This is a genomic window from Burkholderia pyrrocinia, from assembly GCF_022809715.1.
GTDB classification, from domain to species: domain Bacteria; phylum Pseudomonadota; class Gammaproteobacteria; order Burkholderiales; family Burkholderiaceae; genus Burkholderia; species Burkholderia pyrrocinia_C.
On record NZ_CP094460.1, the window covers coordinates 2,023,688 to 2,047,475 of the forward strand.

The 23,788-nt window shown below is 67.2% G+C and carries 25 protein-coding genes; 10 read left to right on the forward strand and 15 right to left on the reverse strand.

Going from position 1 to position 23,788, the window contains the following annotated elements:
• Nucleotides 1–7: 7 nt before the first annotated feature.
• Complete coding sequence (locus MRS60_RS25960; protein WP_131946596.1) at nucleotides 8–439, forward strand: nuclear transport factor 2 family protein; 432 nt, start codon at nucleotides 8–10, stop codon at nucleotides 437–439.
• A 106-nt stretch (nucleotides 440–545) separates the two neighbouring features.
• Here the strand turns inward: MRS60_RS25960 and trhA are convergent, their stop codons facing one another.
• From trhA to MRS60_RS25975, 3 genes are all read right to left on the reverse strand, one after another.
• Nucleotides 546–1,166, reverse strand: coding sequence for a PAQR family membrane homeostasis protein TrhA (trhA, locus tag MRS60_RS25965; protein WP_034181589.1), 621 nt, complete (start codon nucleotides 1,164–1,166; stop codon nucleotides 546–548).
• Between the two features lie 196 nt (nucleotides 1,167–1,362).
• Nucleotides 1,363–1,569, reverse strand: coding sequence for a YbdD/YjiX family protein (locus MRS60_RS25970; protein WP_006480280.1), 207 nt, complete (start codon nucleotides 1,567–1,569; stop codon nucleotides 1,363–1,365).
• 12 nt (nucleotides 1,570–1,581) lie between these two features.
• Nucleotides 1,582–3,660: a carbon starvation CstA family protein gene (locus tag MRS60_RS25975; protein WP_034181588.1), complete on the reverse strand. Its 2,079-nt coding sequence runs from the start codon at nucleotides 3,658–3,660 to the stop codon at nucleotides 1,582–1,584.
• 269 nt (nucleotides 3,661–3,929) lie between these two features.
• Here MRS60_RS25975 and dapF point away from each other — a divergent pair, with 269 nt between their 5' ends.
• The gene (dapF, locus tag MRS60_RS25980) at nucleotides 3,930–4,760 is read left to right on the forward strand and encodes a diaminopimelate epimerase (RefSeq protein ID WP_243565810.1); all 831 of its coding nucleotides are present in this window, start codon (nucleotides 3,930–3,932) and stop codon (nucleotides 4,758–4,760) included.
• Between the two features lie 208 nt (nucleotides 4,761–4,968).
• Here dapF and MRS60_RS25985 read toward each other — a convergent pair whose 3' ends face one another.
• From MRS60_RS25985 to MRS60_RS25995, 3 genes are all read right to left on the reverse strand, one after another.
• Entirely contained in the window at nucleotides 4,969–5,397 is a 429-nt protein-coding gene (locus MRS60_RS25985; RefSeq protein WP_034181586.1) for a PRC-barrel domain-containing protein, read from the reverse strand.
• Between the two features lie 149 nt (nucleotides 5,398–5,546).
• A complete protein-coding gene (locus MRS60_RS25990; RefSeq protein WP_105390591.1) occupies nucleotides 5,547–6,677 on the reverse strand; it encodes a 3-deoxy-7-phosphoheptulonate synthase in 1,131 nt (376 codons plus the stop codon).
• A 190-nt stretch (nucleotides 6,678–6,867) separates the two neighbouring features.
• Nucleotides 6,868–8,184, reverse strand: coding sequence for a lipase family protein (locus tag MRS60_RS25995; protein WP_243565811.1), 1,317 nt, complete (start codon nucleotides 8,182–8,184; stop codon nucleotides 6,868–6,870).
• Nucleotides 8,185–8,588: 404 nt separating this feature from the next.
• Between MRS60_RS25995 and MRS60_RS26000 the strand changes: the two genes are divergently transcribed.
• Together MRS60_RS26000 and MRS60_RS26005 are read left to right on the forward strand one after the other, a co-directional pair.
• Nucleotides 8,589–9,143 carry a hypothetical protein gene (locus MRS60_RS26000; protein ID WP_243565812.1) on the forward strand — a complete coding sequence of 185 codons (555 nt, stop codon included), beginning with the start codon at nucleotides 8,589–8,591 and terminating at the stop codon, nucleotides 9,141–9,143.
• A gap of 16 nt (nucleotides 9,144–9,159) precedes the next feature.
• The gene (locus MRS60_RS26005; protein ID WP_243565813.1) at nucleotides 9,160–9,597 is read left to right on the forward strand and encodes a hypothetical protein; all 438 of its coding nucleotides are present in this window, start codon (nucleotides 9,160–9,162) and stop codon (nucleotides 9,595–9,597) included.
• A gap of 77 nt (nucleotides 9,598–9,674) precedes the next feature.
• On the opposite strand, the gene MRS60_RS26010 is transcribed toward MRS60_RS26005, so the two are convergent.
• Nucleotides 9,675–10,382 (reverse strand): YceH family protein, encoded by a 708-nt coding sequence (locus MRS60_RS26010; RefSeq protein WP_243565814.1) that lies wholly within the window; start codon nucleotides 10,380–10,382, stop codon nucleotides 9,675–9,677.
• 431 nt (nucleotides 10,383–10,813) lie between these two features.
• Between MRS60_RS26010 and MRS60_RS26015 the strand changes: the two genes are divergently transcribed.
• Nucleotides 10,814–11,578 (forward strand): SDR family oxidoreductase, encoded by a 765-nt coding sequence (locus tag MRS60_RS26015; protein WP_034181580.1) that lies wholly within the window; start codon nucleotides 10,814–10,816, stop codon nucleotides 11,576–11,578.
• Between the two features lie 25 nt (nucleotides 11,579–11,603).
• Here the strand turns inward: MRS60_RS26015 and MRS60_RS26020 are convergent, their stop codons facing one another.
• Genes MRS60_RS26020 through MRS60_RS26030 form a run of 3 tightly spaced genes read right to left on the reverse strand, consistent with a single transcriptional unit; the run spans nucleotide 11,604 to nucleotide 14,031 of the window.
• Nucleotides 11,604–12,308 carry an MOSC domain-containing protein gene (locus MRS60_RS26020; protein WP_034181579.1) on the reverse strand — a complete coding sequence of 235 codons (705 nt, stop codon included), beginning with the start codon at nucleotides 12,306–12,308 and terminating at the stop codon, nucleotides 11,604–11,606.
• On the reverse strand, nucleotides 12,305–13,201 hold the full coding sequence (locus tag MRS60_RS26025) for a dihydrodipicolinate synthase family protein (protein WP_034181578.1): 897 nt from the start codon (nucleotides 13,199–13,201) through the stop codon (nucleotides 12,305–12,307). Before MRS60_RS26025 ends, MRS60_RS26020 begins: the two co-directional genes overlap by 4 nt.
• Before the next feature lie 50 nt (nucleotides 13,202–13,251).
• On the reverse strand, nucleotides 13,252–14,031 hold the full coding sequence (locus tag MRS60_RS26030) for an aldolase (RefSeq protein ID WP_034181577.1): 780 nt from the start codon (nucleotides 14,029–14,031) through the stop codon (nucleotides 13,252–13,254).
• Nucleotides 14,032–14,165: 134 nt separating this feature from the next.
• Here MRS60_RS26030 and MRS60_RS26035 point away from each other — a divergent pair, with 134 nt between their 5' ends.
• Together MRS60_RS26035 and hutC are read left to right on the forward strand one after the other, a co-directional pair.
• Nucleotides 14,166–14,708: a helix-turn-helix domain-containing protein gene (locus MRS60_RS26035; protein WP_021158662.1), complete on the forward strand. Its 543-nt coding sequence runs from the start codon at nucleotides 14,166–14,168 to the stop codon at nucleotides 14,706–14,708.
• Between the two features lie 31 nt (nucleotides 14,709–14,739).
• Nucleotides 14,740–15,477, forward strand: coding sequence for a histidine utilization repressor (gene hutC / locus MRS60_RS26040; protein WP_243565815.1), 738 nt, complete (start codon nucleotides 14,740–14,742; stop codon nucleotides 15,475–15,477).
• Between the two features lie 92 nt (nucleotides 15,478–15,569).
• On the opposite strand, the gene MRS60_RS26045 is transcribed toward hutC, so the two are convergent.
• Together MRS60_RS26045 and MRS60_RS26050 are read right to left on the reverse strand one after the other, a co-directional pair.
• Nucleotides 15,570–16,418: a phytanoyl-CoA dioxygenase family protein gene (locus MRS60_RS26045; protein WP_131946603.1), complete on the reverse strand. Its 849-nt coding sequence runs from the start codon at nucleotides 16,416–16,418 to the stop codon at nucleotides 15,570–15,572.
• Between the two features lie 45 nt (nucleotides 16,419–16,463).
• Nucleotides 16,464–17,249 carry an ABC transporter substrate-binding protein gene (locus MRS60_RS26050; protein ID WP_105390599.1) on the reverse strand — a complete coding sequence of 262 codons (786 nt, stop codon included), beginning with the start codon at nucleotides 17,247–17,249 and terminating at the stop codon, nucleotides 16,464–16,466.
• Between the two features lie 596 nt (nucleotides 17,250–17,845).
• On the opposite strand from MRS60_RS26050, the gene MRS60_RS26055 reads away from it, so the two are divergent.
• Nucleotides 17,846–18,706: a LysR family transcriptional regulator gene (locus MRS60_RS26055; protein WP_034181572.1), complete on the forward strand. Its 861-nt coding sequence runs from the start codon at nucleotides 17,846–17,848 to the stop codon at nucleotides 18,704–18,706.
• Nucleotides 18,707–18,760: 54 nt separating this feature from the next.
• Here MRS60_RS26055 and MRS60_RS26060 read toward each other — a convergent pair whose 3' ends face one another.
• The 3 genes from MRS60_RS26060 to MRS60_RS26070 all read right to left on the reverse strand — a co-directional run bounded on the left by MRS60_RS26060 (nucleotide 18,761) and on the right by MRS60_RS26070 (nucleotide 21,745).
• Nucleotides 18,761–19,234 (reverse strand): nuclear transport factor 2 family protein, encoded by a 474-nt coding sequence (locus MRS60_RS26060; protein ID WP_243565816.1) that lies wholly within the window; start codon nucleotides 19,232–19,234, stop codon nucleotides 18,761–18,763.
• A 56-nt stretch (nucleotides 19,235–19,290) separates the two neighbouring features.
• A complete protein-coding gene (locus MRS60_RS26065) occupies nucleotides 19,291–20,475 on the reverse strand; it encodes an amidohydrolase family protein (RefSeq protein WP_243565817.1) in 1,185 nt (394 codons plus the stop codon).
• Nucleotides 20,476–20,545: 70 nt separating this feature from the next.
• Nucleotides 20,546–21,745, reverse strand: coding sequence for an amidohydrolase family protein (locus MRS60_RS26070; RefSeq protein ID WP_243565818.1), 1,200 nt, complete (start codon nucleotides 21,743–21,745; stop codon nucleotides 20,546–20,548).
• Nucleotides 21,746–22,284: 539 nt separating this feature from the next.
• Here MRS60_RS26070 and MRS60_RS26075 point away from each other — a divergent pair.
• Together MRS60_RS26075 and MRS60_RS26080 are read left to right on the forward strand one after the other, a co-directional pair.
• Nucleotides 22,285–22,917, forward strand: a complete 633-nt coding sequence (locus MRS60_RS26075; RefSeq protein ID WP_034181568.1) for a glycine zipper 2TM domain-containing protein — start codon at nucleotides 22,285–22,287, stop codon at nucleotides 22,915–22,917.
• 328 nt (nucleotides 22,918–23,245) lie between these two features.
• Nucleotides 23,246–23,755 (forward strand): GNAT family N-acetyltransferase, encoded by a 510-nt coding sequence (locus tag MRS60_RS26080; RefSeq protein ID WP_034181567.1) that lies wholly within the window; start codon nucleotides 23,246–23,248, stop codon nucleotides 23,753–23,755.
• Nucleotides 23,756–23,788: the final 33 nt, after the last annotated feature.

Genomic DNA, 23,788 nt, shown 5'->3' on the forward strand with positions numbered 1-23,788 from the left:
ACCCGCCATGACATACACCGACGCCGATGCCCGGCGCATCCATGAATGCTGGCATGCCGCCGTTGTCGCTCGCGACCTCGATGCATTGATTTCGCTGTACGCGGACGACGCGGTGCTCGAAACGCCGCTCGTCGTCGTTGCGCTGCCCGACCACGGCTCGGGCGTGCTGCACGGCAAGGCCGCGATCGGCGAGTTCTTCGCGGCCGGCCTGCGCAATCCGGGCAACCGGCTCGGACGCTGGTACCGGACCGGGTTGTTCTTCTCGAACGGCCGCCAGCTCACATGGGAATATCCGCGCGAAACGCCGGAAGGCGACCAGGTCGATCTCGTCGAGGTGATGGATCTGCACGACGGGCTGATCGCGCATCATCGCGTGTACTGGGGATGGGTCGGCTTTCTCGCGCTGCAAGCCGCGACGCCGGCGCCCGACCGCGCATGACGGCCGCCGGCGAGCGGGCCGCGCCCATGCAAACCGCCGCGCGCCGATAGCGCATTCCCCGGACGCGCCCGTGGCGCGTCGTCACAGGGTCAACACCGCATTGCGCTCACGCGACATACATCGCGACACTGACGAACTGGCACAGGCTGCCGGCCAGCACGAACAGGTGCCAGATACCGTGCCCGTGGCGAATACGCTCGTCGTTGATGAAGAAGTAGATGCCCGCGCTGTAGATCACGCCGCCGGCCACGAGCCATGCGGTGCCCACCGGCGGCAGCGCATGGATCAGCGGGCGCACCGCGACGAGCGCGAGCCAGCCCATCAGCACGTACAGGATCATCGACAGCATGCGCGTGCGCCGCCCGAGCGTCAGTTCCTGCACGATGCCCAGCACGGCGAGCCCCCAGCTCACGCCGAACAGCGACCAGCCCCACGGGCCGCGCAACGTGACCAGCGTGAACGGCGTGTAGCTGCCGGCGATCAGCAGGTAGATCGCCGAATGGTCGCATTTCTGCAGGATCGCTTTCAGGCGCGGGTTGCGCACGCTGTGGTACGCCGTCGAGATCGCGTAGAGCAGGATCAGCATCGCGCCGTACACGCTGAAGCTCACCACCTTGTACGGGTCGCCTTCGAGCGCGCCCATCGTCACGAGCGCCACGAGGCCGGCCACCGACAGCACCGCGCCGACGAGATGGGAAATGCTGTTGAAACGCTCACCGACATGCACGACGTGTTCTCCTGCGGATCCACCGGGGAAAAATGAGTTCTATGATACCGGCCACCGGACCTTGCCGTGCTGCGCGCCGGCAAACGACGCGGCGATACCCGCGACAGGCGCACCGCCCACCCCGCCAAAGAAAAAGCGCCGCGAAATCCATCGCGGCGCTTCCTTGTAAATCACCGAACCGTTTCACCGGCCCGGTTCAGCAGCACTTCCCTGCTCCCGACCCGTACCGCGCATTCTGACGCTCGCGGAAAAATTCCTCGTACGTCATCGGCTCGCGGTCCGGATGGGTTTCACGCATGTGCGCGACGTAGGTGTCGTAGTCGGGCAGGCCGACCATCAGCCGCAACGCCTGCCCGAGGTAACGCCCCGCACTGCGCAGGTCGCTGCCAAGATCGCTGAACATCGCGGCCTCCCCTTAACGTCCGCTGCCGAGCGCCTGCGCGGCCGGCATCGCTTCGTACGGCGTCTCGCGCACGGTCGGCTTCGACTCGCGGCGCGCGCGCAGCACGGCGATCGCGCCGTACACCGCGATGCTGATGACGACGAAGATGAACAGCCCGGCCAGCGCCGCATCGATGTAGTCGTTGAAGATGATCCGCTTCATCTGCGCGATCGACTTGGCCGGCGCGAGCACCTTGCCTTCGTCCACCGCGGCCTGCAGCTTCGCGGCGTGCGCGAGGAAGCTGACCTTCGGGTTCGCATCGAAAATCTTCTGCCAGCCGGCCGTCAGCGTGCAGATCAGCAGCCATGCGGTCGGCACGATCGTCACCCATGCATAGCGCTCGCGCTTCATCTTGAACAGCACGACGGTGCCGAGCACCAGCGCGATCGCGGCGAGCATCTGGTTCGAGATGCCGAACAGTGGCCACAGCGTGTTGATGCCGCCGAGCGGATCGACCACGCCCTGGTACAGGAAGTAGCCCCACGCAGCCACGCACAGCCCGGTGGCGACCAGGTTCGCGGGCAGCGACTCGGTGCGCTTGAGCGCCGGGTGGAACGTGCCGAGCAGATCCTGCAGCATGAAGCGGCCCGCGCGCGTGCCGGCGTCGACGGCCGTCAGGATGAACAGCGCCTCGAACAGGATCGCGAAGTGATACCAGAACGCCATCATCGCTTCGCCGCCGATCACCTGGTGCAGGATGTGCGCCATGCCGACGGCCAGCGTCGGCGCGCCGCCCGCGCGCGCGATGATCGTCGTTTCGCCGACGGCCTTCGCGGTCTGCGTGAGCATGTCGGGCGTCAGCACGAAGCCCCACTGCGTGACGGTGTTCGCGACGGCTTCCGGCGTCGAGCCGAGCACGGCGGCCGGCGCGTTCATCGCGAAGTAGATGCCCGGCTCGATCACGCACGCGGCGACCAGCGCCATGATCGCGACGAACGATTCCATCAGCATCGCGCCGTAACCGATGAAGCGCGCGTTGGTTTCGTTGTCGATCAGCTTCGGCGTCGTGCCCGACGAGATCAGCGCGTGGAAGCCCGACACCGCGCCGCATGCGATCGTGATGAACAGGAACGGGAACAGGTTGCCCGACCATACCGGGCCCGTGCCGTCGACGAACTTCGTCAGCGCGGGCATCTTCAGTTCCGGCGCGACGACCAGGATGCCGATCGCGAGGCCGAGGATCGTGCCGATCTTCAGGAACGTCGACAGGTAGTCGCGCGGCGCGAGCAGCAGCCACACCGGCAGCACCGATGCGACGAAGCCATAGCCGATCAGGATCCACGTGAGCTGCGTGCCGCTGAACGTGAACCATGCGGCGAGCGCGGGCGAATCGTGCACGGTCTGGCCGAACGCGATCGACGCCATCAGCAGCACGAAGCCGATGATCGACACTTCGCCGATGCGGCCCGGACGGATGTAGCGCGTATAGACGCCCATGAACAGCGCGATCGGAATCGTCGCGGCGACGGTGAACGTGCCCCACGGCGAATTGGTCAGCGCCTTCACGACGATCAGCGCGAGCACCGCGAGGATGATCACCATGATCAGGAACGCGCCGAACAGCGCGATCACGCCGGGCACCGTGCCGAGCTCCATCTTGACGAGATCGCCGAGCGAGCGGCCGTCGCGGCGCGTCGAGATGAACAGCACGATGAAGTCCTGCACCGCGCCGGCGAACACGACGCCGGCCAGGATCCACAGCATGCCGGGCGTGTAGCCCATCTGCGCGGCGAGCACGGGCCCGACGAGCGGCCCCGCGCCGGCGATCGCGGCGAAGTGATGGCCGAACAGCACGTACTTGTTGGTCGGCACGTAGTCGAGGCCGTCGTTGTACTTGACTGCCGGCGTCATCCGCAGCCCGTCGAGCTGCATGACCTTGCTGGCGATGAAACGGCTGTAGAAGCGATACGCGATCAGATACACGCAGACAGCGGCGATCACGATCCAGAGGGCACTGACGCGCTCGCCGTGCGCGAGTGCGATCGTTCCGAACGAGAACGCGCCGAGCAGCGCGACCGCGATCCAGAGCAGGGTACTGGAAGCCCGATTCATGGCGTCTCCTGGTCTCCAATGTGGTTTTGATGGCATGCGGCGAAGTGGCCGCACACGCGTGACGTCGATGCGTCGTGCCGCGGTCTTGCAAAGGCCGCGGCAATGGGCCGTAGTATTCCGTGCGACGGGGGCGGCTTACAAGCGGATAACTACGTATGCGGGGCTACGTAGAATTACGTAGAGCGTGCCGCATATACCTTATCCGGTCGCGATTGATCGCGCCCGGCAAGCCACGTACAGTGTTCGCCTGCCTCGATTCCGGAACCGCCATGCCGATCCGATTTCAGAAGATGAACGCGAATGGCGACGACTTCGTCATCGTCGACCTGCGCGGCGATGATCGGGAATACACACAGGCGATCGACCGCGACCTCGTACGGCGCATGGGTGACCGGCATCGCGGCATCGGCTTCAACCAGCTCGCGGTGCTATCCGACTGCGACGACGCGGCCGCCCGCGTCGCGTTCTGGAACCCCGACGGCTCGGCGCTCGATACCTGCGGCAGCGCGACGCGCGGCGTCGCGTGGAAGCTGATGCGGGAAACCGGCGCGGCGTCGGTCGTGCTGCGCACCAACCGCGGGCGCCTGCTCTGTTCGCACGATGCGCACGGGCTGATCACGGTCGAGATGGGCACGCCGCGCGTCGGCTGGCGGGACGTGCCCGTCGCCGAAGCCGTCGACACGCTCGCCCTTCCGCTGCCCGGCGCACCGGCCGCGTGCAACATGGGCAATCCGCACTGCACGTTCTTCGTCGACGATCTCGATGCGATCGATATCGAAACGCTCGGCCCGGCAATCGAAACGCATCCGCTGTTTCCGCTGAAAACCAACGTGCATTTCGTTCAGGTCGTCAGCCGCACGCATATCCGCCTGCGCATCTGGGAGCGCGGCGGCGGCGTGCCGCTCGGTTCGGGCTCGTGTTCGTGCGGCGCGGTGGTCAACGGCATCCGGCGCGGGCTGCTCGACCCTACGGTGCGGGTGGAATGCGACGGCGGCGACGTCGCCGTTCAATGGGACGGCACCGGCAGCGTGTTCCTGAGCGGGCCGGTCGCGTTCGGTTTCGACGGGGTGTGGGTGGACGGGAAGATGCCGGCAAGCTGATCGCCGGCGTTCGTGCTGCGGCGTGAATCGCGATACCGATTCGCGCCGGATGCACTGCGGCAACGCAGCCGCGTCGTCATCGATCGTCGACGCAATCCGTTCGCCGCCATGATATAGCGTCCGGCCTCCGACGATCGCGCCGACGCGCGGGAGCAGCCATCGCCCGCGGTCGGACTGCCCCGGCGCAGCGCGCGCCGGGCTGCATCGATCAGTGCTTGTCGTCGATCTTCTTCGGCTTCGGCGGCGACGGCACCTTCGTGTACTGGAACGCCGGCGTCGCCTTCAGCGCATCCTTCGTCGCGCCCGGCAGGTAGATGTTGCCGTTGCGCACGTCGAGCGACGCGATCGGCACCGCGACGTCATGCGCGGCCACGCCGAGGAAACCGCCGGCCGACACGATCGCCGCCGACACCGAGCCGTCCGGCGCGACGATCAGGTCGCGCACGGTGCCGACCTTCTGGTTCGCGTCGTTGTAGACGGCCTTGCCGAGCACGCTCTTCTTCACGCTCCAGCCTTCGAGCAGCGCCTGCGATTGCTCGACGGTGACGCTGAGCGGCTGTGTGCCGGCGATCTGCGCGTGTGCGCTGACGCTCGATGCGAGGATGGTTGCTGCGATGAGGGTTTTGTAGAACGCCATGCTTTTATGCACTCCGGTGAATTGTTGTCGATATCCGCGGCCGGCCTAGCCGCCTGCGTGCGCGACACATCGCACCGGCCCATGTTAGCGCCACTCGCGAGATGCTGCATCGAACGCGATGACGCAGCACTCATGTCGGCGCCGCCCCATCACGCATTCCGCGAATACACCCTGCGATGCCGCACCGCCTCCGCCAGCACGTCGAGCACCGGCTCCGTCTGCGTCCAGCTCAAGCACGCATCGGTGATCGACACGCCGTACTGCAACGGCACGCCCGGCTTCAGATCCTGCCGTCCGGCCTCGAGATGGCTCTCGACCATCACGCCGACGATCCGGTGCTCGCCCTGCGACAGTTGCCGCGCGAGATCCTGCGCGACGTCGATCTGCCGCTCGTGCGACTTGTTCGAGTTCGCGTGCGAGCAGTCGACCATCACCTGCTCGCGCAGCCCGGCCTTGCGCAGCACCGCGCAGCATTCCTCGACATGCGCGGCATCGTAGTTCGGGCCGCTCTTGCCGCCACGCAGGATCACGTGCGCGTCGTCGTTGCCGCGCGTCTCGAAGATCGCGGCCATCCCCATCTTCGTCATCCCCATGAACGCATGGCTCGCGGCCGCGGCGACGATCGCGTCCGACGCGACCTGCACGCCGCCGTCGGTGCCGTTCTTGAAGCCGATCGGGCAGCTCAGCCCCGATGCGAGCTGGCGATGGCTCTGGCTCTCGGTCGTGCGCGCGCCGATCGCGCCCCACGCGATCAGGTCGGCGATGTACTGCGGGCTCAGCAGGTCGAGAAATTCGGTCGCGGCCGGCAGGCCGAGCGCGTTGACGTCGAGCAGCAGTTGCCGCGCGGCGCGCAGCCCTTCGTTGATGCGGAAGCTGCCGTCGAGGCGCGGATCGTTGATGTAGCCCTTCCAGCCGACCGTCGTGCGCGGTTTCTCGAAGTAGACGCGCATCGTGATCAGCAGGTCGTCCTTCAGCGCATCGGCGGCAACTTTCAGACGGCGCGCATAGTCGAGCGCCTGGTCGTGATCGTGGATCGAGCACGGGCCGACGACGAGCAGCAGCCGGTCGTCGCGGCCGTGCAGGATGTCGCCGATCGCGCGGCGCGTATCCTCGACGAGCGTCTGCGTGGCGGCCGGCACCGGCAACTCGTCGAGCAGCAGCGCCGGCGAAATCAGCGGACGCACGGCGCCGATGCGGACGTCGTCGATGCGCGTGGTGTCCTGCGTCGCGTCGGCGCTGCCTACCTCGCGATCGTGGGAAGGATTGTCGAGGTTCTGCATGGTGATTCTCCGGGGGACGTCTGGAATGATGTGCAGGCTCGATTATGGCACCCGGGAGAGGCGGCAGCCGGGTGTGGCGGGGGAATGCATGTGACGGCGGTCAGGGTCGTGCGACAGACGGCAGGCGCGGGATGCAAAAAGGGCGATCCGCAGCGGATCGCCCTGCCCTTCACCGCGTCGCCCCGCGCGTCTAGTGCGGCGTCTCGGGCGCCAGCGAATTGCTCGGCAGCAGCGCCGTCAGCCAGCAGTTGCTCGGTGCGGCTTTCCCGTTGAAGCGGTCGTAGAGCCACGGCAGCATGCCGGCCACCCAGGGCGCGATCGCGCCCACATGTTCGAGCGGATACTCGGTGTATGTGACCGGCGTGCCGCTCGCGCAGAACTTCTGCGCAAGCGCGCGCACGTCGTACGCAAGCATCACGCCGTCGCCCACCTGGCTGCCGAACGTGCCGTCGAGCGCGCCCGCCGTGCCCTGGCCGATAAACATCGGGATCGTCGGCGACGCGGCCAGCCCCGCATTCACCTTGTTCGCATACGTCACATACACCGGAATGCTGTTGATGTCGTTCGCGTATTGCGGCTTGAACAGCGTCGCCCAATGCAGGCCCGTGTACTTCGGCAGGATGTACCCGAGCGACTGGCTCTGGATGTCCTTGAACACGGCAACGCCGGTGTCGCTGAGATAGGGCGTCAGGTCGAAGCCGTATCCGCGCGACAGCCCGGCGAGCGCGGCCGCGGCGACGCCGCCCCAGACGATGCTGCCATCCACATAGCGCAGATTGTGCGCGGGGTCGACCAGCACGCCGCCTTCCGCCGCGCCGACGAGCTGCCTGTTGATGTCGGGCGCATAGCTCGGCGCGAGTTGCGCGGCCCAGTTCGTCGCGATCGCCCCGCCGGAATAGCCGATCATCGCGACCTTGCTCGACGGATTCAGGCCGGTCGACGGCGTATTGAGCGCCGCGCGGATCGAATCGAGCGTCGTCATCCCGTATTCGGGGCCGGCGGCGAAGTCCGCCGTCTGGCCTTCCGTATCGGGCACGATGATGTTGTAGCCCAGCAGCAGCAGTGTCGACAGCGGAATCGATTCCGCGCTGTAGAACAACGTGCCCACGTTGACGACCTTGGTAACGTCGCGGTCGCCGGCGATCACCTGCGACGGTTCGTCGTACGGGTTCAGCGAATCGTAGGCCGACTGGTACGAGATGGCCTGGCCGTTGCTGACCGCGCTCCGGATCACGGACGTCACGTTGACGACGGGCTGGTTCCGCGCGTTGTTGGTGCGGTACAGCAACTGCTGCGCGGTCAGCGCGGTCGGAATGCCGGCCACGTGATAGGTGACGTTGCGCGTCTTCAGCACCGTGCCCGGTGGAATCGATGCCAATGGCGTGGCGCCGGTGTACGTATAGAACGGATCGGACACGGTCGGCGTACCGGCGCTGGCCAGCGGTGCGGCGAAGGCCAGTGCAGCGGACACGGCGGCCGCGGCAATCATCAAACGTCTGGAGGACATGGGTGGAGGCCCCTTGGATATCCTGCTTTCATCGAAGGAAGTTCGGCGGTGTTGCAGACCATCGCGATTGCCGCTTCAAAACCGTTTCCGTGCCATCGACTGTCTCCTGTGAATGAATGATCCGGTTTGTTTTGAATCTGTAATTTTAGTAGGAGTACAAACCGGATGAATTGAAGCACAACGCGAACGCGTTCGATGTGCGTTTTCCGTTGTTTGAAGGTAAACGCCTAAATCCGCCGCAACGCGATGCGGGCGCCCCGGCCGTTCGGCCGACTGCCCGCACCCGGATGAAGTGCCGTACGATCACGGCTGTCCGTTACCGAAGCGGCCCGTCGTGCGATGCGGGTCGCGCGGCGCACCGCCTGCCTGTGACCGATCGTTTCCTGCCCAACCGACACGCCACGATGACCGTATCCGAACTGCTCCGTGCCATCCGCCAACCCTATATCGACCTGCTCGCGAAAGCGGCAGCTCAACCGGCCGTGATCGTCGAACCGGCCTACCGGCAGGCCGACGGCGCGCTGGCCACCGAAGGGCCGCTCGCGCTGCCGTGCCGGGCCGACACGATCCCGGCCGAAGGCGACGCGGCCGGCCAGCCGTCGATGGTCGATTCGACCTCGCAACTGGATTTCGAGCCGTTCGCGTTCGACCTCGAAACGGCGGCCGTGTCGATCCGCCCGTTCGTGTGGGACTGGGCCGCGATCGAGGCCGACGGCCTCGACGAAAGCGCGGCGATCGACGCGCTCAAGACATGGTTCTTCGCGTGGTTCGATGTGGACGACGAGAACACGCCGGCCGAAGACGAGCTGCATGGCATCGTTCACTACCTGTCGGAACCGGTTCGCACGGAACAGGGGTGGCGCGTCAATGCGGATCTCGGTTCCGCGCCCGAGACGGCTGTCGAGGATCTGCTGTTCCGGCTCGTCGATGCGGGGGCTACGCGGATCAGTGTCGGTTAAAAAGCCGCTTTATCTCTTGCACACCACCATCATGAAAAAAGCTCTTGCCGCGGTACTGCTCTGTATTTCGTTGCCGGCGCTCGCCAAGGTTTCCACCGAAGTGTTCTGTTTCACATCGGACGGCGACAAACCCGTGCGCTTCGAGATGCGCACCTATTACGACGATGCGGTCAATTGGACGGGCGGCATGGTCCGGAACGCGAAATCGAAAACGGCCCTCCCGCTGGTGATCGAACACGAAGAGGACGAAGTGCTCGCCGAAGACCGTCCGCACCAGTTCACGACAACCTGGGTCGAAATGGTCGACGGCAAGATCAACGGGAGATACGAAATGATGTCGCAGGGCGCCAACATCTATTCGATGATCTACACCAATGCGCGCACCGGCAAGAAAACCGCGTTCGGCAGGGCGCTGGATGTCGACGTTTCGCCGCAATCGGGGTGCCGCTGGTAGCGATGGCGTCGCGGCGACCGATGCCCGCTGCACTGCGCGCGTGCACGCGCCGGCACCGCGTCGCGTCGCGCGGTGGATCAGCCCACGTCGCCCTGCGCGTCGACGTCGATCCCCAGTTCGCTGGCCATCCGCTGAACCAGCGCATTCAGTCGTGCCACTTCATCCGCGAGGCGTTTCTGTTCGGCCTTCAGCGCCTCGAATTCGGAAGGCGGCACGGAATCCGCGCCGCCGCCATCCGCGCTCGCGAAGTCGGCCACGTTCACCTCGCCGCACATCAGGTGCATCCAGCGGTTCTCACGCGCGCCCGGCGCACGCGGCAGCCGGACGACGAGCGCCTGCGCGCGCGCCGCGAGTTCGTCGAGAAACGCCTCGACCGACGAGATATCCGCGAAGCCGTGCAGGCGCGCGCTGTTCAGGCGCAGTTCGGCGGCCGTCTGCGGGCCGCGCAGCAGCAGAATGGTCAGCAGCGCGATCGCCTGGCTCGGGATGCCGAGCACGCGGTTCATGTTGTGCTCGAAGCGCGGCACGCGGCTGCTGCTGCCTTCCATCACGAGGCTCAGGTGCTTCAGCCCGTCGAGCGCGGTCGTGACCTCGTCCTCGCTGACGTTCATCACCGGCGAGCGTGCGGTTTTCTGGTTGCAGCCCGCGGTCAGCGCATTCAGCGACAGCGGGTAGGTGTCCGGCACCGTGTGCTGTTTCTCGACGAGCACGCCGAGAATGCGGGCCTCGAGAGGCGTGAGTTCGCGAAGGGCGTGTGGCGTGGGCGTATCCGGCGTGGTGTTCATGGTGGCTTCGCAGCGTGCAGCAGGTGAGGGGAAACGGTCGCGGCCCGTCCGGCATCGCGAACGGGCGAGCCATATGATAGCTCGCGACGCATGGCCCGGCGCTGCTCGCCGTGCCGGCGCGCGCACTTGCCGCAGTCGCTTTCGTCCAACGTATTAGCCTCCCGGTGCCAAGCGACGATGCACGCGTACGGCACTCGCGAATTCGCGCTCCACACACGCCGCAGCCCGCGGCGCAGTCACGGAATCATGCCCGCGTTTGCGCGGCACGCATGCCGGCGCTACGATAGGCGTTCACGCGGACATCCGCGGCGCAGCGCAACCGCCTCTGCACGCCAGTACCACGCATCACCCGCCCAACACGCACTGCTGCCGCGCCTGCGCGCCGCTCGTAGACACCGCCCACCTTTTCACCCAATCACCCGTTCGCCACCATGACTGCATCCTCTTCCGCGCCGCACGTGCGCGCCATCGTCACCGGACACACGCGCGGTCTCGGCGCATCGCTCGCCGAACAATTGCTGCAGGAAGGCATCGCCGTGCTCGGCGTGTCGCGCAGCCGTCATCCGTCGCTCGCATCGCAAGCCGGCGACCGCTTCGCCGAAGTCGAACTCGACCTGTCGGACGCGTCGGCCGTCGCGACCTGGCTGGCCGGCGACACGCTGCGCAGCTTCGTCGACGGCGCATCGATCGTGCTGCTGTTCAACAACGCGGGTATCGTCGATCCGATCGGCCCGCTCGCCGCGCAGGACCCGGCGATCGTAGCGCGCGCGGTCGGCCTGAACGTCGCAGCGCCGCTGATGCTGTCGGCCGCGCTCGCGCAGGCGGCATCCGCCACGACCGAATGCCGGATCCTGCACCTGTCGAGCGGTGCGGCGCGCAATGCGTACGCGGGCTGGAGCATCTACTGCGCGACCAAGGCCGCGCTCGATCACCATGCGCGCGCGGTCGCGCTCGACGCGAACCACGCGCTGCGAATCTGCAGCGTCGCGCCGGGTGTCGTCGATACGGGCATGCAGGCGACGATCCGCTCGACCAGCGAAGACAGCTTCCCGATGCGCGAGAAGTTCGACCAGCTGAAGTCGAGCGGCGCGCTCGCGACGCCCGAGGCGGCCGCACGTCAACTGATCGGCTATGCGCTGAGCGATGCGTTCGGCTCCACGCCGACGGCCGACGTGCGGGAATTGCCGGCCAGGTAAGCCGTGAGCCACGGGCCACTGCCCGTCATCCCTCGAGCCGTTTCGTCCAGTCTTCGACCTGCCGCTCGGTCCGGCGCTTTTCGAGCATCTTGCGCCAGCCGGGCGGCAGCACCGGGACGTCACACAGCGCGTCGAGCGCGGCCATGTCGAGCGTGCGCCGGTACAGCACATCGAGCACCGTCGACAACGGCCATTGCGGAAAGCTGCGCTCATGCAGCGCCAGCACGTCGCCCGGCGCCACCCAGCCTTCGTGCAGCACGCGGTAGTACCAGCCGGTCCGGCCGCTTTGCTGCACGAGCGCGGCCATCCGCGGATGATCGAAGCGCGCGTTGAGCTTCCAGCACGGCTGCCGCGACTGCGTCACCTGAAGCACGGCGCCGCCCAGCGCGAACACGTCGCCAATGCACACGTCGTGCTCGGTCACGCCATGCGTCGACAGGTTCTCGCCGAACGCGCCCGGTCGAGCGAGCACGTCGCGCGCGCCGATCTGCGCGGACCACCACGCATAGTGATCGTGCGCATAGTGGTGAACCGCCTTGTCCGGCCCGCCGTGATGCCGCGCATCGGCCTGCTCGTCGCCGGCAAAGCCGAGCGCGCCCAGCCACAGACGCGAATCGACCGGCCGCTTGTCGATCGCGCTCGCGTGCGGCGTGCCGGCCAGCGGCCGGCTCGTGCCGATCCGCACCGCGCCGATGGCAACCGCGATCGCCGGCCGTGCTTCATCGTTCATGCCGGCACACCATCCGCCAGTGCCGCAAGCAGGCGTTCGAGTTCGCGCGTGCGCGTTTCGCCAAGCGGCAGCAGCGGCTTCCTCGGTTCGCCGGCGTCGAAGCCGCGCAGGCGCAATCCTGCCTTCACGGTCACCGGCAGCCCGCCGTTGACGATGAACTGCAGCAACGGCAACTGCGCATGAAAGGCCGACCTGGCGCGCGCCAGATCGCCCGCGCGCATCGCGTCGACCAGCGCGAGCGGCAACGCGGCGTTCAGGTTCGGCGCGGCCGTACACCAACCGGCCGCGCCCGCGGCCAGCGCGGCGAGCGCCATCGGATTGCTGCCGTTGTAGAACGGGATCGTGCCGTCGCTCAACTGCGCGAGCCGGTGCATCCGGCCGATGTCGCCGGTGCTCTCCTTGACCATCGTGACGTTGTCGACGGTCCGGCAGATCGTCGCGATCAGGTCGGGCGACATGTCGACGCCGCTCGTCGCCGGGTTGTTGTACAGCATGATCGGAATGCCGATCGCGTCGCCGATCGCGCGGTAGTGCGCGACGATCTCGTCGTTGCCGAGCTTCCAGTACGACACCGGTAGCACCATCACCGCATCGGCGCCGGCCTGTTCGGCGATGCGCGCGCGGCGCACCGCGCCCGCCGTGGTGAGATCGGAGATGCCGACGACGGTCGGCACGCGCCGGCGCACCGCGCGGATCGACGCGGTGGCAACCGCCTCCCATTCTGCGTCGGACAGGTACGCGCTCTCGCCGGTACTGCCCAGCGGGGCAATCGCATGAACGCCGTCGGCGATCAGGCGCTCGATCAGCGCATCGAGCGTTTTCAGGTCGACGCCGCCGTCGACGGAAAACGGCGTGACCGGGTAGGCAATGATGCCTTGCAGCAGGATAGACATGTTGTGTATTCCTCAATGATGAGTGAGCGCGACGGAAGCGACGCGCTCGTTCAAGCAATGCAGTCGCGATGCGTGCGCAATGCGCGGCGCGCGTAATAGTCGAACGTCACCGCATCGCGCTTCGGTTTCGAAATCCAGTCGTGCGCTTCCCGCGCCAGCGCCGGCGGTACCGGCTTGATCTCGCCGGCCGACATCGCGAGCAGTTGCAGCTTCGCGGCCCGCTCGATCAGCAGCGCGAGGATGCACGCTTCCTCGATCGTCTTGCCGACCACGAGCTGGCCGTGATGCGACAGCAGGATCGCGCGCTTGCTGCCGAGCGCCTTCGAGATGATTTCGCCTTCCTCGTTGCCGACCGGCACGCCGGGCCAGTCCTTCAGGAACGCGCAATCGTCGTATAGCGGGCAGGTATCCATGTGCGACACGACGAGCGGCTGCTCGAGCATCGACAGCGCCGCGACATGCGCCGGATGCGTGTGGATGATGCAGTTCACGTCCGGGCGCTCGCGATAGATCCACGTGTGGAACCGGTTGGCCGGGTTCGGAATGCCTTCTCCGTCGACGACGTCGAGATCCTCGTTGACGCGCAGCAGGTTCGCAGCCGAGATTTCGTCGAAGCCGAGCCCGAGCCGCTGCGTGTAGTACGTGGCGTCGCCCGCGCGACAGGTGATCTGCCCGGCCAGGCCGGAATCGTGGCCCGCGTCGAACAGGATCCGGCACGTGAGCGCGAGCTTCTGCCGCGCGGACCAGCCGCTGTCGCCCACCTCGTTCTCAAGACGCCGCTCCGCCAGCGCGACCAGCGCCTCTTTCGTCAAATTCAGCGTTTCCGCCATGTTCGCCTCCTGAATGGGTCGGATGTGTCGCGTCGCCCGAAGTCGTTTCCACCGGGGTTTGTGACACTCGATCCATTATATGACACACAGTGTCATGCGTTACAATCGGTTTTTCGAAGGACACCTGGCGCCCCATGACGATTCGCCTGAAGCTGCTCAGAAAACAGAAGGGCTGGACGCTCGATGTGCTGGCCGACGAGACCGGCCTCACCAAGAGCTACCTGTCGAAAGTCGAGCGCGGCCTGAGCGTGCCGTCGATCGCGGTCGCGCTGAAGCTGTCGAAGGCGCTGAATGTCGACGTCGAGCAGTTGTTCTCGGAAAGCCGCAATCGCGAGCTGATCACCGTCACGCGCGCCGGCGAGCGCACGGCGATGGGCGCCGCGGCCGACAGCCACGCGCACCGCTTCGAAAGCATCGCGGCCGGCGTCGCGCCGAAGAAGATGCTGCCGTTCGTCGTGCACCCGCCGCACGAGTTCGTCGCGTCGACGTTCCGCGAGCACGAAGGCGAGGAATTCCTGTTCGTGCACAAGGGGCGTGTCGAAATCGAGTTTCCGAACGAGACGGTGCAACTCAAGACCGGCGATTCAGTCTATTTCAACGCACTCATCCCGCACCGCACGCGCAGCCTCGGCGCCGCGCAGGCGGAGATCCTGGTCATCGTCAGCCACGACGACTAGACTCGTCACTTTTCCGCGCAAGGATCTTCCGATGGTCACAAAGGCCACCGCACCGTTCCAGCAGATCAAGACGCTCGTTCGCCAGAACGTCGAGTCGGGCGACTGGCGCCCCGGCGACCGCATTCCGTCCGAGCTCGATCTCGCCGCGCAGTTCGGCGTCGCGCGCATGACGGTCAACCGCGCGCTGCGCGAACTGACCGAGGAGGGCGTGCTGAAGCGCATCGCGGGCGTCGGCACCTTCGTCGCCGAGGCGAAGCCGCAGTCGAACCTGCTGATGATTGCGCATATCCGCGACGAAATCCGCGCGCGCGGGCACGAATACCGCTGCCGCGTGCTGAGCCGGTCGAGCGAGCCCGCATCGTTCGACGTCGCGGCCGCGTTCGGCCTGCCGGTCAACACGCCGGTCTTTCATGTGGTGTGCGTGCACGAGGAAAATGGCCGCCCGATCCAGCTCGAGGATCGCTACGTGAACCCGGCCGCCGCGCCCGGTTTCATCGACCAGGATTTCCAGGTCGAGCCGCCATCCGAGTACCTGTACAACAACGTGTCGCACTACGAACTGGAAATCGAGCACGTCGTCGACGCGTCGCTGCCGACCGCCGAACAGGCGCGGCTGCTCGACATGCGCGCCGACGAGCCGTGCCTCACGCTCACGCGCCGCACCTGGACGGACGGGCTGCCCGTCACGTTCGTGCATTTCCTGCATCCGGGCAACCGCTACCGGCTCGGCTCGCGCTTCAAGCCGGGCGCCGGGCGCCACCCGACCTGATCCTTCGTCACACGCAGACACGCTGATACACAAAAAAACGCGCGGCGGCCGTTTCGTCCGGAAACGCCCGCCGCGCTCGTTAAATGCGCCGGTCAGATCGCGCCGGCCTGCCCCGCACCACGCGACCACACGACCGGAAACAGCGGGTGTTCGAGCGGCGCGCCGTCGGGCAGTTGCTCCGCGAGCCCGGGGAAATCGGGCGACGTTTTCCAGCGGCGCGGCGCGTGACGGATATCGTCGCCGACGAAGCGGATCGAGAACGCGCGCCGCCGATTCTGCGTGCCGCCCGACGCATGCAGCGTGAGCATCCGGAAGCACACCATGTCGCCGGGCTCGAGCGCCCAGTGGCGGATCGGAAACGCCGCGCGATCGGCTTCGATGTCGGGCAGGTCCGCGAGGCTGCCTTCCGGAAACCACTTCGCCTCCTTGTCCATGAACGTGCGCGGCATCAGCCACGGCCCGCGATGCGAGCCCGCGACGAATTCCAGCGTCGATTCGAGCGGCACCGGATCGACCGGAATCCACATGCTGACGTTGTCGTCGCCTTCGATGTTGTAGTACGGCTGATCCTGGTGCCACGGCGTGCGCTGCCGCGTGCCGGGTTCCTTCACGAGCAGGTGGTCGTGATGCAGCCGCACGTGCTCCGTGCCCATCAGCGCGGCGGCCACCGACGGCGCCGGCGAGCGCACGATGAAGTCGCGGTATGCTTCGTTGTGCTGCCAGTTGCAGAAATCCTCGAAGAACCAGCCCGGATCGTCGGGCCTGCTCGCGACTTTCGCGCGCTCGCTCGGCTGCGCGAGATTCGCGTCGATGCCGGCCCGGAGCGCGGCCACTTCGTCGGGCGAAAAGATGCCCTTGATGCAGACCGCGCCTTCCTCGCGGAACGCGGCGATCAGTTCGGGCGTCACGGCTTGCGCGACGCGGTCCTGGATACTCGTCATGGTTTGCCTGTCGATTGAGTGAATCACGGGGTCACGGTGCGGCGCTCACGGCTTCGCGCCGTAGATGTCGAAATCGAAGTACTTCGCGGCGATCTTCTGGTACGTGCCGTTCGCGCGGATCGCGACGATCGCGTCGTTCAGCCGCTTCTTCATGTCGGCGTCGCCCTTGCGCAGCCCCATCGCGACGCCGTAGCCGGTGATGCGCGCGTCGGTCACGTCGGGGCCCGCGAACGCGTAACCCTTGCCGCGCGATGTCTTCAGGAACGAGTAGCCGGCCTGCGTCTTGTCCTGGAAGGTCGCGTCGAGGCGGCCGTTGACGAGATCCTGGTACACCTGGTCCTGGTTCTGGTACGAGACGATCGTCACGCCCTTGGTCGCCCATTCGGCCTTCGCGTACGCCTCCTGCGTCGTGCCCTGGTCGATCCCGATGCGCTTGCCCGCGAGCGACGCCGCGGTCGGCAGCAGCTTCGAGCCGACCGGCGCGACGAGCGCGGCCGGCGACGCATACAGCTTGTTCGAGAAGTCGATCTGCTTGAGCCGCTCGTCGGTGGCCGTCATCGCGGACATGATCACGTCGAACTTGCGTGCGCGCAGCGCCGGAATCATCCCGTCGAAGCCCTGCTCGACCCACACGCACTTCGCACGCAGTTCCTCGCAGATCGCATTGCGCAGGTCGATGTCGAAGCCGGCGAGCGAGCCGTCGGGCTGCTTCGCCTCGAATGGCGGATACGTGGGATCGATGCCCCAGCGGATCGTCGACGTATCCTGCGCGAACGACACGAGCGGCGCAAACGCCAGCGCGGTAACGAAGAGCTTTGCAGTGCGGTTCATGGCGGGTCCTTGATGGTCTCGACGCGGCGGGCGAGCGCCGGCGTCCGGTGGATGGCACCGTGCCGGGATGCCGGCGCAGCGCGGTGCGCGAAAGACGGGGACTTCGATGAAACTGCGATGCAGTCTAGACTGCTTGATTTTTGAGCGCAAGCGCTGGGAACGCGGGTGAGGGGGATTGAGGACGGGCGGGGGCGAGAAGGAAGGGATGGGGCTTGAATTTTGGCTGCATTGCCGGGAGTTTCGGGTGTTTACCCTGTGCGACGCATGCCTGCCAAAGAGCGTGTTTTTACCGATATCGGCGGGATGGCGATGTCTATACTGGCGGGTAGCGTGAAGTCCTGTCCGATACGGATTCGGCTGTATTGATGATGCGACCTATACCGCGACGAAAATCCCCCGAGACGAAAATTTGCCCAACCGTGCGACCCTGCCCGTCGCGCGCATCGACCTGCGCGCCGCGCTCGAGCAGCGTGCCCACTTCACCCGCGACGCCGCACCAAGTCCGGCGAAACCGCGATTGCCTGCGACATCCGACCATGTTAAAAGTCGTCGCACGCATTTGAGAATGAAATAGTCGAATCCGCAAAAGTGCATAAATGAATAGACCCCTGTTCGACCTCGACCTGCTGCGCGCGCTCGTGATGGTCGCCGACTGCGGCAGCTTCACGACCGCCTCCGCGCGCCTGCACTCGACGCAGTCGACGGTCAGCCAGAAGGTGCGCCGGCTCGAGGAAATCGCCGGGCACCGCCTGCTCGACCGTGGCACGCGCGACGTGCGGCCGACCGATGCGGGCGTGACGGTGCTCAGCTATGCGCGGCGCATGCTCGCGCTGAACGACGAGATGCAGGAAGCGCTGTCGGGGGCGACGGTCGCACTGACGATCCGGCTCGGCGTGCCCGACGATTTCGCGGCGGGCCGCACGACCCATGCGCTCGCCGCGTTCAATCGCGAACATCCGCAGGTCAAGCTCGAAGTGACGTGCGGACTGAGCCGCGACGTCAGCGCCGCGTACGACCGAGGCGAGCTCGACCTCGTATTGATCAAGCAGCGGCGCGACAGCCGCGAGGCCGTCGTGCGCTGGCCCGAGAAGCTGCGCTGGATCGACAGCGCGAAGCATCCGTCGATCGATCTCGACCCGGTGCCGATCGTCGTGTTTCCGCCGCGCGGGCTCTATCGCGACGACATGATCAAGGCGATCGAGGAACGCGGCCGCCGCTGGCGGATCAGCTTCACGACGTCGAGCCTGAGCGGCATCCAGGCCGCCGTCGCCGACGGGCTCGGCATCAGCGTGCTGCCGGCGCGCGTGGTGACGGACGAGCACACCGTGCTGACCGCGAAGCAGGGTTTCGCGCCGATCGAGCACATGGACATCGCCATCCTGCATCGGCCGACGGCCGACCCGATGGTCAGCGAGCTGACGAAAACGCTCGCGGCGATGCTGGAGCACGAGGAATAGACGCGCGGCGGGGTTCGTTCAGGATGGAGGAAGGGGCCGCACGCTCCGGACAACTCAGAACATCGTGTTCCCGTTCGCGACCTGTTCGGGCACCGGCTGGTTGACGTCCCAGTGCTCGACGATCTTGCCGTTCTCGAGCCGGAAGATGTCCATGATCGCGCTGCCGCGCGTGCCGGGTTCACGCACCGCGTGCACGTGCAGGATCACGTAGTCGCCGTCGACGAACGAGCGTTTGATCTCGCTGTGCGACTGCGGATACTTGTCGCGCAGGAACGCGACGAACTTGCGAAAGCCGTCGCGGCCGTCGGCCGCGTTCGGGTTGTGCTGCACGTAGCGTTCGCCCACATACGCGAGCGCGGCGTCCGCGTCTTTGTCGTTCAGGCCTTTTTCGTAGAACGCGAGCACGGTCCGCCGATTGGTTTCCTGCTGCGCGTCGTTCGGGCCGGCCGCCACCGCATGCGCGGCGTTCACGGCGAACAGGGCCGCCGCCATCCATCGTGCGGCCCGTGCCGCTGTCGTGCGTCGCATCGTCGTCTCCCGGGAAATCCGGCTGAAAACCGGATCATACCGGCGCGACACGGCGCTCAGACCAGCGCGCCGTTGCGCGCGACGATCTTCCCCGACGACACGACGAGACGCCGCACCGGCCGCGCGACGACCGCCTCGGCGAACGTCAGCGCACCGACGAGCACGACGTCCGCACGGCTGCCCGGCTGCAGCCCGTAGTCGACGAAACCGCAACCGCGCGCGGCACTGTGCGTCACGCAGTCGAGCGCGACTTCGAGCGCGTCGTCGCGACGGAAATCGTTGCGCATGCCGATCAGCATCGCGCGTTCGAGCATGTCGGGCGAACCGTACGGCGTCCACGTGTCGCGCACGCCGTCGTTGCCGCCGATGACGGTCACGCCCGCCGCGCGGCACGCGGCCACCGGCGGCACCGGCACATCCGCCGGCGCGGTCGTGACGATCGCGACGCCGAGTTCGGCCATCCGTGCGAGCAGCGCATCGCGCTCGCGTTCGGCAAGATCGCCGAGACAGAACCCGTGGCTGATCGTGACCTTCCCGTGCATGCCGTGCGCGGCCGTACGCTGCAGGATCAGGTCGAGCGAGTACGCGCCCATCGACGCGCGCTCGTGCAGGTGGATGTCGAGCCCGCGGCCGTGGCGCTCGGCGATCGCGAACAGCACGTCCACCGCCTCGACCGGATCGCCTTCGATCGCGCACGGGTCGAGCCCTCCGAGCAGGTCGGCGCCGGCGCCGAGCGCGTCGGACAACAGCGCGTCGGTGCCCGGCCGCTTGAGCACGCCCGATTGCGGAAACGCGACGATCTGGATGTCGACCTGCCCGCGCAGCGTCTCGCGCGTCGCGAGCACGCCGTGCAGGTGCCGCAGCCCGGCTTCGGTATCGACGTCGACGTGCGTGCGGATGCGCGTCGTGCCGGCCGCGAGAAATGCGCGCGCCAGCGCGAGCGACGCGGCGCCCGCGTCATGGCCGCTCGTCGCGCGATAGTGCCGTTCGTTCTCGATGCGGTCGACGAGGCGCGGCCCGACCTGGTTGCGATACCACGGCATCCCCCAGTGCGTCTTGTCGAGGTGCGTGTGGCCTTCGACGAGGCCAGGCAGCGCGAGCGCGCCCGCGCCGTCCTCGATCGTGCAGCCGGCGGGCGCGTCGAGCGACGGGCCGACGCGCGCGATGCGATCGCCTTCGATCAGGATGTCGAGCGCAGCGTCGGCGCTCGTGCGGACATTGCGGATCAGCAGGTTCGTCATGTCGGTTCCGGGGTGGTCGGTCAGTGCGAGGCGGGCACGGCACTTCACGCGCTGCCCGCGGTCTGGTCGGTCAGCGCGTGAAGCGCAGCGCGGGGGCGAACGGCGCACCCGTATCGCTTTCGCCGCGGCGGAACACCCAGCGCTCGGCCGGCACGCCCGCGACGGCCGCCGCCGCATTCGGCGCGCGCACCGCGACGAACGTCGCGTCGCAGCCGACCGCGATTCCATAGTTCTCCTTGCCGATCACGCGCGCGCCAGCGTGCGTCGCCATATCGAGCGCGACGCCGAGCGCTTCGTCGGTGTAGAAGCCCGACCGATAGCCGACCATCATCGCGCGCTGCAGCATGTCGCCATTGCCGTACGGCCACCACGCGTCGCGGATGTTGTCGTTACCCGCGAACACGTGCACGCCCGCGTCGCGCAACTGCCGCACCGGCGGAAACGCGCAGTCTCCCGGCGCGTTCGTCAGGATCGACACGCCTGCTTCGGCAAGCGCCGCCGCCGTGCGCTGGACGTCGTCGTAGCCGACTTCGCCGAGCGCATACGCATGGCTCACGTTCACGCGCCCGCCGAGCCCCGCCGCGCGCGTGCGCGCCGCGATCCGCAGCAGTTGCGCGATGCCCGTCTCGCCCGGCTCGTGCAGGTGGATGTCGATCTTCGCGCCGCGCTTCTCGGCGATGCCGAACACGATGTCGAGCTGGCCGTCCGCATCGCCGTCGAGCGTCGTCGGATCGATCCCGCCGACCACGTCCGCACCTTCGCGCACGGCCGCGTCGAGAATGTCGGCGGTGCCCGGGCACGTCACGACGCCGGCCTGCGGAAACGCAACGAGTTCGATGTCGACGATCCCGCGCCATTGTTCGCGCGCGGCCATCACGGCCTGCAGATTCGACAGGCCCGTCGTCGCGTCGACGTCGACGTGGCTGCGCATCGCGACCGTGCCGAATGCGGCGGCCTGCGCGATCAGTGCGTTCGCGCGCTCGACGATCGGCGGCGCAGCCGCGAGCTGGCGCTTCTCGACCGCGAGACGCTCGCGCAGCGAGCCGACCGGTTCGTGCGGCACCCAGCGATCGCCGACGAAGCTCTTGTCGAGGTGGATGTGGCCGTCGACGAAGCCGGGCAGCACGACGCGGCCGTCGAGGTCGATCGCCTGAGCGCCGGGCGCGGCCGTGCAATCGGCGCCGATCGCGGTGAAGCGGCCGTCGCGGACGACGAGGTTGATGGGCTGTCCGCCGGCGTCGACGGCGTTGATGAAGATACGATCGGTCATGGCTCGGAATGTGGGGCGGTCGCTGCGCGACACCGGCGCGGACAGGGGGAGGAACCGCAGCCGGCGCGGCGCGACCGTTGGCAGGGAATCCGGCCACGATATCGGACGCCACCGCCCGAGGCCAATTAAATGTCGCGATGCCGCGCATTCGATTTCGCGATGGGCGGCACAGACGCCACGCCAGCAAGGTGCGGCGGCGGGGTCCGATCTCGTCGGAGACGGCCTGCATGCCGATGGCCCGTCGGGAGGCGTCGCGGAAGCCGAGGTTTGGGGTGCCGGAATCGAAGGGCCGACCGCCTCGAAAGATACGCCGCCGGACCGCTGTCGGTGCGCGTCGTCGAAGCTGCCGAACGGGCGCCGCCGCCATTGCCGGGGCGTTGTGCAACTGCCCCGCGCAAGCCGCGATTTACGCGGCAACAGACTTTACACGTTGTTACCCGGCCGCACCGGACGCGCATCCGGCCATTACTTATACTCACGCCGAGTTCGCCACCCGTCCGGGTTCCGCCGGCGAACACGTTGCCGATGCAGGAAACATCATGATGCGCATTCCTTCCACGAAGACCGTTCTGTTCGCCACGCTCGTCGCCGTGGCGGCGCTTCCGCTGACCGCCTGCGTCGCGCCGGGCTATTACGGCGCGCAGCCAGGTTATCCGCAGCAGCAATACGCGACGCCCGGCTATGCGCAGCCCGCGTATTCGCAACCGGGCTACGTGCAGCAGCAACCGTACGATCAATACGGCAACCAGCCGCAATACGGGTCGCAGCCGTATGACCAGTACGGCAATCAGCAACAGCAATACGGCAACCAGTACGGCAACGGCTACGGCACGCAGTACGGCACGGTCGCGAACATCCGGCCGGTCAGCGGCTCGGTCGGCCCGTCGGGCGTCGCCGGCACCGTCGTCGGCGCGCTGATCGGCGGCGTGCTCGGCAACCAGGTCGGCCGCGGTCACGGCCGCGAGGCCGCCACCGTGATCGGCGCCCTCGGCGGTGCGGTCGCGGGCAACCAGATCGGCCAGCAGATGGGCGCGGCGCAACCGCCGAGCAGCTACCGGATCGACGTGCAGGTCAGCGACGGCTCGACGCGTTCGTTCGACGTGCAGTCGCCGGGCAACCTGCGGCCGGGCGATCGCGTGCAGATCAACGGCAATCAGTTGTCGCGGTATTGATGCCGATTCGGTGCGCCTGACCTGAGCGGGCGCATCCGGCGCGTTCGATGTCGTGTGCCTGTTCGGCGCGCCGGCACGCCTGCTTCACGTGATCCTCATCCCTCGTGCCGGCGCGACGCGCATGACGCGCCGCCGGTACTCTCGCAGTCCCTCCACCTTCGCGTCAGCCTCCAGCGCGACGCGATCCGAGGACCAAGGCGCGGCCGGGATGCACGACGCATCGAACGCCGCCACACGTCATCCGGATTCCGATTAGCATAGGCACGATGCATCGCGCGGCCGCGGCAACCCGCGCCGGCATGCACAGCCCTCCACAGGAATCCCCTCGATGACGATCACGACACGCCTGCTCGACGCGACCGACGCCGCCCGTTTCCAGACCCTTCGCCTGCGCGCAGTCGACACCGCGCCCACGTCTTTCCTGCCCACGCTCGACGAAGAATCGCAGGTGCCGGTCGGCGAATTCGCCGCGCGCATCACGCCGACGCACGCGCAGGCCGTGTTCGGCGCGTTCGACGGCGACACGCTCGTCGGCATCACGGGCGTGCGCCGCGATGCGCGCGCGAAGATCGCGCACAAGGCGACGATCTGGGGCGTGTTCGTCGATCCCGCGTATCGCGGGCGCGGCATCGCGCAAGCGCTGCTCGAGAGCGCGACCGAGCATGCGGCGCACGCGTGGCAGTGCAAGCAGCTGATGCTGTGCGTGAACGAGGCCAACAGCACCGCGGAGCGGCTGTATGCGTCGCAGGGGTTCGTCCGGTTCGGCACGGAACCGCGTTCGTTGTTCGTCGACGGGCGGTTCTACGACGAGCATCACATGGTCAAGACGCTGGCTTGACGCGTTCAATCATGCTTGCGTTCGCGGGCATCG